This window comes from Streptomyces sp. 8K308 (assembly GCF_004348315.1).
In the GTDB taxonomy this organism is placed as follows: Bacteria; Actinomycetota; Actinomycetes; order Streptomycetales; family Streptomycetaceae; genus Streptomyces.
The window spans coordinates 1-10,958 of the sequence record NZ_SMKC01000248.1 but is presented as its reverse complement, the minus strand read 5'-3'; the positions used below and the strand labels follow the sequence as shown (position 1 = coordinate 10,958).

9 protein-coding genes are annotated in these 10,958 nt (G+C 75.6%); 3 read left to right on the top strand and 6 right to left on the bottom strand.

Annotated elements, in window-relative coordinates; genetic code table 11:
• Positions 1 to 219: 219 nt before the first annotated feature.
• The 4 genes from E1265_RS26475 to E1265_RS38230 form a co-directional block, all read right to left on the bottom strand.
• On the bottom strand, positions 220 to 1,761 hold the full coding sequence (locus tag E1265_RS26475; RefSeq protein WP_132933521.1) for a PucR family transcriptional regulator: 1,542 nt from the start codon (positions 1,759 to 1,761) through the stop codon (positions 220 to 222).
• Positions 1,762 to 1,898: 137 nt separating this feature from the next.
• Positions 1,899 to 4,262 (bottom strand): ATP-binding protein, encoded by a 2,364-nt coding sequence (locus E1265_RS40420; protein WP_279571467.1) that lies wholly within the window; start codon positions 4,260 to 4,262, stop codon positions 1,899 to 1,901.
• Between the two features lie 172 nt (positions 4,263 to 4,434).
• Entirely contained in the window at positions 4,435 to 5,148 is a 714-nt protein-coding gene (locus E1265_RS38235) for a maleylpyruvate isomerase family mycothiol-dependent enzyme (protein WP_207931213.1), read from the bottom strand.
• On the bottom strand, positions 5,139 to 5,798 hold the full coding sequence (locus E1265_RS38230; RefSeq protein ID WP_207931212.1) for a pyridoxal 5'-phosphate synthase: 660 nt from the start codon (positions 5,796 to 5,798) through the stop codon (positions 5,139 to 5,141). Before E1265_RS38230 ends, E1265_RS38235 begins: the two co-directional genes overlap by 10 nt.
• Before the next feature lie 222 nt (positions 5,799 to 6,020).
• On the opposite strand from E1265_RS38230, the gene gabT reads away from it, so the two are divergent.
• Complete coding sequence (gene gabT / locus E1265_RS26460; RefSeq protein ID WP_132933520.1) at positions 6,021 to 7,400, top strand: 4-aminobutyrate--2-oxoglutarate transaminase; 1,380 nt, start codon at positions 6,021 to 6,023, stop codon at positions 7,398 to 7,400.
• 297 nt (positions 7,401 to 7,697) lie between these two features.
• Here gabT and E1265_RS26455 read toward each other — a convergent pair whose 3' ends face one another.
• Positions 7,698 to 8,162 (bottom strand): hypothetical protein, encoded by a 465-nt coding sequence (locus E1265_RS26455; protein ID WP_132933519.1) that lies wholly within the window; start codon positions 8,160 to 8,162, stop codon positions 7,698 to 7,700.
• Between the two features lie 125 nt (positions 8,163 to 8,287).
• On the bottom strand, positions 8,288 to 9,100 hold the full coding sequence (locus tag E1265_RS26450; RefSeq protein ID WP_132933518.1) for a DUF4190 domain-containing protein: 813 nt from the start codon (positions 9,098 to 9,100) through the stop codon (positions 8,288 to 8,290).
• A gap of 115 nt (positions 9,101 to 9,215) precedes the next feature.
• Between E1265_RS26450 and E1265_RS26445 the strand changes: the two genes are divergently transcribed.
• Together E1265_RS26445 and E1265_RS26440 are read left to right on the top strand one after the other, a co-directional pair.
• Positions 9,216 to 10,256, top strand: coding sequence for an adenosine deaminase (locus E1265_RS26445; protein ID WP_132933517.1), 1,041 nt, complete (start codon positions 9,216 to 9,218; stop codon positions 10,254 to 10,256).
• Positions 10,244 to 10,942, top strand: coding sequence for a glycerophosphodiester phosphodiesterase (locus E1265_RS26440; protein WP_132933516.1), 699 nt, complete (start codon positions 10,244 to 10,246; stop codon positions 10,940 to 10,942). The genes E1265_RS26445 and E1265_RS26440 overlap by 13 nt, the downstream gene beginning before the upstream one ends.
• Positions 10,943 to 10,958 lie beyond the last annotated feature (16 nt).

Here is a 10,958-nt window from a genome sequence, read left to right as displayed (position 1 = left end):
CCCCTTCTTCCGCGCTCCGCACGCGGGCCGGCAGCGGCCCCGGTCCGGGGGCGGCTTCGCCGGCCGGGCCTGAAGGCCCCCGCCGCGCGAACCGCCGGAGGCCGGCGCAGCCGCAGGGCCGGCTCGCGGCGGCGCAGCCGCCAAGGCCGCGGGCCGGCCCTGCGCCGGACAGAGCCGGCGCGGCGTCGCCAACCTGGCCGGAGGCCAACCCGCCGGCCGTCAGCCGCTGGCCTTGAGGGCCAGCCAGAGCTCCATGCGGACGTCCGGATCGTCGAGGGAGCGGTCGAGGATCTCCTCGACCCTCCGCATGCGGTAGCGCAGCGTGTGCCGGTGCACACCGAGGTCGGCCGCCGCCGCGTCCCACTGGCCGTGGCGGGCCAGCCACGCCCGTAGCGAGGCCAGCAAGTCGCCCCGGCCCCGCCGGTCGTGGTCGCGCAGCGACCGCAGCATGCCGTCCGCGAACGCCCGCACCGCCTCGTCCGCCAGCAGCGGCACGATGGAGCCGTCCGCGACGTGGTCGTGTTCCACCAGCGTACGGCCCCGCCGGCGGGCGACCAGCAGGGCCTCCCTGGCGTGCTGGTAGGCGGTGTCGACCGCCGAGGGCCCGGTCGGTTCCGAGACGCCGAGCACCAGGCCGTCGGCCCGCCCGCGCGGCTCGATCCGCGCGTGGTCGGCCAGGGCCGCGACCGCCGCGCCGCCGTCCGCGGCGAGCAGCACCAGGTCGGCGCCGTCGGCGACCGCGAGCACCGGCTCGCCGGCCCTGGCCGCCGCGGACTCCACCACGAGGCCCAGGTCCTCGAGCGCGGTGCACTCGGCGTCGGCCTCGGCGACCACGACCCGCAGCGGCGCGTCGAGCAGCCCGCCGTAGAGCTCGCCCGCGACCGTGCGCGCGTGGTCCGGCTCGCCGCTCAGCAGCATCCGCAGCACCGCGCCGCCGAGCCGCGCCTCGGCCGCCTGGAAGGCGCGGGAGCGCTCGGTGGTGAGCGTCAGCAGCGCGACGGCCGACTGCACCGCGTACCGCTCGGCGGGGCCGAGTGGCGTGGCCGTGCCGATGGCGAGCACGGACCTGGGCAGCTGCCCGGTGCCCACCGACTGCAGCTCGATCCGGTCGTCGTCCGGCTCGCCGGTCGTCACCACGCTGGCCGGCGCCGGCCGGTCGGCGAGGCGCCGCACGTCGGCCGCCGCCCTGGTGGCCCGGCGCGCCGCCCAGCCGGGCGCGACCGCCGTGACCGCGCCGGTCAGGTCGTACAGCGCGGCCCAGCCGCCGACCTGGCCGGCCAGCCTCTCCAGCAGCGAGCGCTGTCCGCCGGGCGAGAGCGCGGCCCTGGTCAGCTCGCGCTGGGCCGCGAACCCCGCCGTCACCGACCGGTACTGCTCGGCGGCTATCGCGGCCGAGACGGCCTTGCTGATGGCGATGAACGGCGTCGGCCGCGGCACGGCGAGCAGCGGAATCCCGGTCTCGCGGGCCGCGCCGAGCAGGGCCGGCGGCACCTCGGGGTGGTTGACGCCCACCCCGAAGCCGAGGCCGACCACGCCGGCGCCGGCCAGCCGCGCCACGTAGGCCCGCATCTCCCCCTGGTCGTGGACGGCGAGCTTGAGGCCGGTGGTCAGCAGCAGTTCGCCGCCGTCGAGCCAGGGCACCGGGTCGGCGAGCTCGCTGGCGTGCGCCCACCGCACCTCGGCCTCGAGCCGGTCCTCGCCACAGAGCACACCGAGCTTGAGCGCGGTGTGCTGGACGAGGGAGGCGAGGGTCGGGCGCATGCATCACCTTGGGCAGCCAGAGCAACACGTACCATCACCGTACAGCGACTGGCATATGCGTCCGATGGGGCGTCCCTGGGGCACGTGCCGGCAACGGCGAGATTCCGTCACCGGCGCGCCGGCGGCCCGGCCGCAGGTCAGCCGAGCCGGACCAGCACCGGAGGGCTCGGTTCGCCCGCCACGCTCGTCATCGAGACCACCGCGTGCCGGGACGGCACCCGATGGGCCAGCTCGGAGGCCGACCAGCGCTCCCGCTCCACCCGCCGCACAGTGACCGATTCCGTGGTGGTGTCCCGCCCGGTGAACGCCCGGCGCACGCCGCGCACCAGCCGTTTCACCATGCCGCCGCCGCGGTCCGGGGTACGGGTGGTCTCCTGGTCCTCGGTCCATGCGGTGCCCCAGGCGCGGGCGAAGTGCTCGGCGTCCCAGGTGGTGATCCCGGAGAACGCCATCCGGCAGCCGACCGCGCCCAGCAGCCCGGTCCGCAGCTCGGCCGGCACGTCGTCCAGGGTGCGCAGGGCGAGGACGGCGCCGGCGTTGTTGGGGCGCAGCTGGGTCAGACCGCGGACGGTGCCGCGGGTGACGGCGGCGGTGGCGTCGTCCAGCACCAGGCAGGCGAAGAGCGAGCGGTCGGGGCGGGTGACGGCGGCCGCGGTGAACTGGGCGAGCAGCAGCCGGGTGATGATGCGGCCGGCCTCGGCGTGCCCGGTGGCCGGCAGGTCGACGCGGACCCGCAGCGGATGGGTGAGGGAGCTCAGCGAGAACGCCGGGGCCCGGCCCGGGTGGGAGAAGCCGGCGCGGTCGAGCAGGGCGAGACGGTCGGCGAGCTGTGGGCCAAGGTCGTCGGGGCGCTGGGCTTGGCGGGCGCGGGCGTCGAGGTCGCGCTGCTGGTCGGCGGCGCCGGCCAAGGCGAGGTCCTCGCGGAGGGTGGCCAGCAGGGCGGGGGCGCCGTCCAGCATGGCGCGCAGCTCCGGCACGCCGGGGAGGTGCCCGTAGGCGGCCTGGTAGGGGCCGATCAGCTGGATCAGCGCGGCCGCCGCCTCGGCCGGGTCGGCGCGGCCGCCGCCGACCAGCGCCTCAGCCAGCAGCGTGGCCGCCTCGTCGGTGTCGGCGGCGCCGCCGTAGAGGTCGAGCTGGTGGGTGCTGGCCGGGTCGCCGACCCGGACGACGATGTCGAAGGCGCCGTCCGGGCCGAGCCCGCTGCGCGCGGTGCCGACGGCGACGACGGCGGCCTGGCCGGTGAGCGCCTGGAGGCACAGGGCCTCGACGACGGGCCGGATGACCCGGCCGGTCTTGCCGGATCCGGGCGGGCCGACGGCGAGCAGCGAGGTGCCGAGCACGGTCGGGTCGAGGGCGACGGCCTCGCCCCGGTACTCGTAGGGGTTGCGGTCTTCGTCGGGGGCGTGGCCGATGCGCACCTGCCGGGTGAGCAGGTCGTGTTCCGCGGTCCTGGCGGGCAGGTCGCGGGCGCCCGATGGGTGGGTGAAGGCGGCGGCGCCCTCGGCGGCCGCGGTGTCGTCGAAGGCGGGCAGCGCGGTGGGGCGGGCGCGCACCAGGCGCCAGGCGTACTCGATGCGGGCGTAGTCGAGGTCGCTCATGACGCCGCCCCTGGCCTCGGCCGCGAGCCGCTCGGCGGCCCGGGTGGCGCCCGCGGCGCGCAGTTCCGTGAAGTCGGCCAGCCTGGCGAGTTCGGCGCGCTCCCCCGGGGTCGTGCCGGCGCCCGGGCGCAGCCGGAGGGCGAGGGGGAAGTGGCGCCGGACGGCGCGCCAGCCGCCGAGCCAGGCGGCCAGCGCGAGCAGCAGCGCGGCGTAGAGCGCGTAGTAGAGGTTGTAGCTGACGGTGTAGGCGGTGGTGTCGCCGTCCTGCCACCAGGAGTCGGGGACGACGGTGTAGAGCGGTTCGAGCCAGAACTCCCAGACGCCGCGGAAGCTGAGCCGCCAGGCCGCGTAGCAGGCGAGCAGCGCGGCGGTGGCCCGCAGCGCCGCGCCGCGCGGCAGCGGGGGGATGTCGGGGCGGCCGGTCAGCAGCCGCAGCACGGCCGGCCGCCAACGGCGCCAGAGGTCGGGGCCGTTGCCCACCCGGCCGAAGGCGTAGACCAGGAGGACGACGAACAGCAGCTCGTAGAGGTAGAGGACGGTGATGCCGCCGGTGGACGCGCCCCAGGAGTCGAGGCCGAGCCATTCCAGGGGCCACAGCACGAAGCCGAGGTAGCCGTTGGCGTAGAGCGACCAGACGATCCAGCCGGCGATCGCGGCGAGCGCGGCGGTGCCGTGCAGCTCGCGGTCGCCGAGCCGGTCCGGGTCCTCAGGGGGCTTGGGGACGTGGCCCGTGCGCCAGACGCCGGGGCCGGCCGCCGGCCGTGGCGAGCGCAGCCAGCGGACCAGCGGCGGCCCGGCGTCCTCGGGTGGCCCCGGCGGCATCGGGGGCGCGCCCCTGGGGCGTGGGACCGCCTGGGCGTTCTCACGTGCGGTGCGCGCGTCGGGCGCGCCTTCGGTGCTCATCGGGTGCCAAGCCCCCTGACCAGGCCATCGGGTGACTGTCGCTCGCCGCTCGGGCTGTCGCGCGGGTGCCACGGGTGTGCGCGGCTCAATCTAATGCCGAAATCTAATGCCGAACGCACCGGAACACGCAGCGCCAGGGCCCGTCCCGTGGCTTTGTGCCGAGGGCGAACCGTCAGGGCCAGGGGTCGAGTTGGGGCAGCTCCCCGGTCTCGGGGCGCGGGGGCGCGGCCGGGGCGCGGCCGGCGAGCCAGGCGGTGAGGTCGGTCAGCGGGCCGCGCACGACCACGTCCTGGGGGCCGGTGCCGAACTCACGCCGCTCGGGGCCGTCGGTGGCGACCAGCACGAGCCGGGTGTCGGCCGGTACGCGCGGGGCGAGGAAGTCGAGGGTGTGGCCGCAGAACGCGCGGGACCAGTCGGCGGGGGTGGCGCCGAGCAGGGCGTCCGCGGTGTGGATCTCGGCCTCCCGCCACCAGGCGAGCAGCGCGCCGCGCAGCGGGCCCTGGCGGTAGCGGACGGGCCGGTCCCACTCGTCGGGGCCGACGGCCGCCCAGGTCGCCCGCACCCGGTCGAGGGCGGCGGTCAGAGCGGCGCGCAGCGCGGCGGCGTCCCGCCGGGCGCCCGCCTCGATGCCGGCGTCCCTGGCAGGGCGGCCGCCGTCGTAGACGTCGACCAGTTCGCCGCGCGACGCGAACTCGGCCTGCCTGGCCAGGGCCAGGCCGACGCCCTCCAGGTGGGAGAGCACGTGGGCCCGGCTCCAGCCGGGCAGCGCGCTCGGTTCGCGCGCCGCGGCGTCGGTGAGCCCGGGCAGCAGCGCGCGCAGCCGGTCCTGGGCGGCGAACACGGCGTCGCGCACGCGGTCTTCGGTGGCGGGTGGGCTCAGGGCCACAGCGTCTCCCTGGTCCAGCCGTCGGCGGTACGGAGGTAGGCGAGCCGGGTGTGCTCGCGGTCGCGGTCGCCCTGCCAGAACTCGACCCGGTCGGCGAGCAGCGTGTAGAGCGTCCACTCCGGGGGCACGGCGTCCGGCTCCCGGGCGAGGCGGGCGCGGGAGGCGGCGAGCGCGGCGGCGCGCTCCGCGGGGTCGGTCAGCGGGCCGCTCTGCCGGCCGAGCAGGGCCTCGGCGCGGGCGCCGGGGCCGCGGGCCAGGAAGTCGGCGGCGCTGTCCTCGCGGCTCTCGGGCACCACCGGTCCCGTGATCCTGATCTGGCGGGCCTGCGGCTGCCAGTAGAAGGTGAGGGCGGCCCGCGGCCGGTGGGTGAGCTGACGGCCCTTGGGGCTGGTCCGGTGGGCGGCGAACTGCCAGCCGCCGACCTCGGTGAGCACGTTCTTGAGGATGAGCACCCGCGCCTGCGGGGCGCCGTGCTCGTCGACGGTGGAGAGCGTCATCGCGTGGGGCTCGGGGACCTTGGCGTCGACGGCGGCCAGCAGCCAGTCGGTGAACAGGTCGGCGGGCGCCGCGGGGGCGGCGTCCGGATCGAACGAGGGCAGCTCGCCGGCGAACACCTCCAGGCCCCGCAGCAGTTGACGCAGCTCGGACATGCCCCTCCGCTCCGGTGGCGTCGCGCGCCCCACCCCTCGACCTAACGGTTGATTGCGACTTTACCATTAGGAAACTCGGGCAACCCACCCCCGACTCCGCGCCAGTTCGTCCAGCCGCGTCCCCCGATCACTCCGTGGCGGAGCATGCGGGGACAGCGGGGGCGGCCCTAGCCTGCGAGGAGTGACCGGAGACACAGCCCCTTCGCGACAAGGAGTCCCCTCATGAGCGCCTCGACGGAAACCTCCGGCGGCCCCTCCCTCGCCCAGCGGCGCAAGCTCGTCACCGAGATCCCGGGCCCCAGGTCACGGGAGCTGATGGCCCGCAAGCAGGCCGCCGTGGCCGACGGGCTCCCCATCGTGATGCCGGTGTTCGCGCGACGCGCGGGCGGCGGCATCGTCGAGGACGTGGACGGCAACGCGCTGATCGACTTCGGTTCCGGCATCGCCGTCACCTCCGTCGGCAACAGCGCCGAGGCCGTCGTCCGGCGGGCGAGCGCGCAGCTCAGCCAGTTCACCCACACCTGCGCGATGGTCACCCCCTACGAGAGCTACGTGGAGGTCTGCGAGGAGTTGGCCAGGCTCACCCCCGGCGACCACGCCAAGAAGTCGATCCTGCTCAACTCAGGCGCCGAGGCCGTGGAGAACGCCGTGAAGATCGCCCGGTACCACACCGGGCGGCAGGCCGTGGTGGTCTTCGACCACGGCTACCACGGCCGCACCAACCTCACCATGGCCCTGACCGCCAAGAACATGCCCTACAAGCACCGCTTCGGCCCGTTCGCGCCGGAGATCTACCGGATGCCGATGGCCTACCCCTACCGCTGGCCCACCGGGCCTGAGCGCTGTGCCGAGGAGGCGGCGGCGCAGGTCATCGACCAGATCAGCAAGCAGATCGGGCCGGAGAACACGGCGGCCATCGTCGTCGAGCCGGTGCTCGGCGAGGGCGGGTTCATCGTGCCGGCGCGCGGCTTCCTGCCCAGGATCGCGGAGTTCGCCAGGGAGCACGGCATCGTCTTCGTGGCCGACGAGATCCAGTCGGGGTTCTGCCGCACCGGACAGTGGTTCGCCAGCGAGCACGAGGGCCTGGTGCCCGACCTGATCACCACCGCCAAGGGCATCGCCGGCGGCCTGCCGCTCGCGGCGGTCACCGGCCGCGCCGAGATCATGGACGCCGCGCACGTCGGTGGCCTCGGCGGCACCTACGGCGGCAACCCGGTGGCCTGTGCCGCCGCGCTCGGCGCCATCGAGACCATGCGGGAGCTCGACCTGCCGGCCAGGGCCCGCCGGATCGAGGAGGTCATGAAGCCCAGGCTGCTGGAGATGGCGGCCAAGCACCCGGCGATCGGCGAGGTGCGCGGCCGGGGCGCGATGCTGGCGATCGAGCTGGTGCGGCCCGGCACCAAGGACCCCGACCCGGCGGCCACCGCGGCGCTGGCCAAGGCGTGCCACGGCGAGGGGCTACTGGTGCTGACCACCGGCACCTACGGCAACGTGCTGCGCTTCCTGCCGCCGCTGGTCATCGGCGAGGAGCTACTCAGGGAGGGGCTCGACGTCCTCGAGGGTGCCTTCGACGTGCTCGAGGGCGCGGTCGACGGCCTGTAGTGCACGACGCGGGGCGGGCGGCACGGCGAGAGCGGTGCGGCCTGTGAGCGGGCTGGCACCGGATGGAGAAGCTGCGGGGATGTGATGCGGATCCGGCGGCGCCACGTCCGGTACCGGTCGTCCTGTCGTACGGTCGGACCGGTAGCGAGAGCAGCCAGACTCCCGCGACTCCTTTCGGACCGGTACCGCCCGCCCCACACCCCCCGGGGCGTGCGGCCGTCCGGGTTTGGGAGTGGCCGGCACCGCCCCGGAGTTCTCCCCCCTCGCTCCGGGGTGGCTGGGCCGCCCGCACCCCGCTCACATCGCCTTCCCGCCCGCCAGCGTCGCGGCCGCCTCGTGCATCGCCAGCTCGAGCACCGCGGGATCCGTGAGCACGCCGGAGCCGTCCGGCTGGACGAGCCAGCGCACGCCGCCCGCGGCCCTTACCGGATGCGGCACCACTATCCAGCTACCCCGGCCGGCGCCCCGCACACCGGTGCCCACCCAACGGCCGGCCGTGCCCGGCGGGACGAAGAAGCCGACCCTGGCGTCCCCCCGGTCCGCGAGCACGGGACCCGGCCGGTCGAGCACCCGGGTGAGCACCGCCAGCGTCGGACACCCCAACTCGCCCTTCACCACCAGCACGTCCCACACCCGCCCGGCCGGGAGCAGGGCCACCGCCATCGGGTGGCGCTCCCACTCCCAGCGGCAGGTCTCCGGCTCCGGGGCCGCTGACGCCAGCCACTCCACGGCCGTGCGCGCGCCCCCACTGTCGCCCTTCACACGAACCTCCTCACCCCCGCGAGCCCCCGGCGGGCCCGGTCGGGTCATGAGGTAGGAGTGCCTGCACCCCGAACTCTTACGCCGCTTCGCCGGATTCCCCCGTGTCACGCGTCACACACCGCTCGTCACGCCTCGACGCCACCGCCCCCGGGAGCCTCGTCCTCGAGACCGGAACCGTCGTCGCCGGTGCCGAGATCGAACTCCCAGAAGCCGTAGTCGTAGGCGCCGCCCGGCGCGTAGTCCAGGGCGAGCGGGCCGCGCTCCCCCGCCCCGGCCACCGCGCCGTCGATCCGGAAGGAGATCGAGCCCGACTCGCCGGGCGCCAACCGGTCGGGGCGCTCGGTCAACAGCACGACGCCGGCGCGCCGGTCGCCGAGCCAGGCCCGCGCCGCCCCCTCGGCCAGGTCCACGGTGCGCTCGCCCTCGTTGGTGACGCGGATGACGAGTTGGTGGCCGAGGTCGGCCTCGCTCGGCCCGGATATGGTGACGGCGAGGCCGTCAGCGAACTCCACCTCCTGGTCGGGACCGGCCACGAAGTCGGCCCCCGCCGCCGAGCGCACCTCGGTCGGCCCGCTCGTGCTCCAGCCGACCAACAGCACGACCAACACGGCCGATATCGCGGTGCCCGCCACCCCCGTCCACAACCCACCGTGCGCGAACACCCGGTTGGTGGCGTGCCCCCGACGCACGTTCGCCAGGCCGACGAGGCCCAGGATCACGGCCAGCACGCCGAGCGGCAGCGTCAGCGGACTGAGGAAGAACGTCCAGCAGGTCAGCACCGAGAGCAGGCCGAGCACCAACGCGGCGTTGCCCGCACCGTTCCTCGGCGGTGGCGGCAGGACCGGCCAACCCGGCGCCCCGTACCACGGCCACGGCGCCACGGAAGCCACGCCCCCGGCCGGTGGCCGCAACGGATCGGGCTGCTGTTCAGCAGTCACAGGACCTCCACATCCTCGCGGGCACCACCCTACGGTCCGCCACCGACAGCGCCGCCGGCCAGGATGTCGGACCCGCCGCATACGATGACCTCGCACCGAGACCCCGGAGGGCACCTTGTCCGAGCCGACCGCCGCGACCGACCTGACCACGTTCATCGCCGGCCTGCCCAAGGCCGAGCTCCACGTCCACCACGTCGGCTCGGCCTCCCCCAGGATCGTCGCCGAGCTGGCGGCCAGGCACCCGGACTCACCGGTCCCCAAGGACCCCCACGAGCTCGAACGCTACTTCACCTTCCGGGACTTCGCGCACTTCATAGAGATCTACATCTCGGTTGTGGAGCTGATAAGGGACGCCGAGGACGTCCGGCTGCTCACCCACGAGATCGCCCGCGACATGGCCCGGCAGAACATCCGTTACGCCGAGCTCACCGTCACCCCGCACTCCTCCGTGCGGCGCGGCATCCCGGACGTCGCCTTCATGGAGGCGATAGAGGACGCCAGGACCAGCGCGGAGCGCGAGTTCGGCGTCACGCTGCGCTGGTGCTTCGACATCCCGGGCGAGCTCGGCCTGCCGGCCGCCGAGGACACCGCGCGGATGGCGTGCGAGCTGCGCCCCGAGGGACTGGTCTCGTTCGGGCTCGGCGGCCCCGAGATCGGCTGGCCGCGGCCGCAGTTCAAGCCCTACTTCGACCGGGCCATCGCGGCCGGGCTGCACAGCGTGCCGCACGCCGGCGAGTCCACGGGCCCCGAGACCGTCTGGGACGCGCTCACCGAGCTGCGCGCCGAGCGCATCGGGCACGGCATCAACGCCGCCCGCGACCCCCGGCTGCTGGCCCACCTCGCCGAGCGCCAGATCCCGTTGGAGATCTGCCCCACCTCCAACGTCGCCACCAGGTCCGTCCCCTCGCTCGCCGAGCACCCGCTGCCCGAGCTCGTGGCGGCCGGCGTGCTGGTCACCGTGAACAGCGACGACCCGCCGATGTTCGGCACCGCCCTCAACACCGAGTACGAGGTCGCCGCGCGGCTGCTCGGCCTCGACGCGGCCGGGGTCGCCCAGCTCGCGAAGAACGCGGTGCACGCCTCGTTCCTCGACCCGGTGGGCAAGGCCAGGCTGGCCGCCGAGATCGACGGATACCTCGCCGCGTGGCCCGGGTGACCGGCCGCGGCGCCGTCGCCGTCGCCCACCGGGGCGACCCGTACCGGGCCAGGGAGAACACGCTGCCCTCCTTCCGCTCCGCGATCGCCGCCGGCGCGGACGCGGTGGAGCTCGACGTGCGCGCCACGGCGGACGGCGTGCTGGTGGTGGTGCACGACCCGACGCTCAGGCGGCTGTGGGGGCACGACCGGCCGGTGGCGGCGCTGACGGCGGCCGAGATCGCGGAGCTCACCGGCGGCGGGGTGCCGACGCTGGCCGCGGCGCTCGCGGTCACCGCGCCGGTGCGGACCCTGATCGACCTCCCGGAGCGCTCGGCCGCCACCGCGCGCACCACCCTGGCGGCGGTCCGCGCCGCCGGTGCGGCCGACCGCGTCTACTACTGCGGCGACCCGGCCGCGCTGCGGGCGGTCCGCGAGGCCGACCCGGCGGCCGAGATCGCCCTCACCTGGCACCGCGCGACGCGCCCACCCACCACGCTCCTCGACGAGGTGCGCCCGCGCTGGCTGAACTACCGCTTCGGACTGGTCACCGAGGCGACGGTCGAGTGGGCCGGGGCCCGGGGCTGCCGGGTCGCCGCCTGGACGCCGGACACCCGGCGCACGATGCGGCGCCTGCTGGCGCTCGGCGTCGAGTCCCTGACGACCAACCGCGTCGCGACACTCCGCCGCCTGCTGGACCGGCCGTAGGGGTTTTCTCCCCACC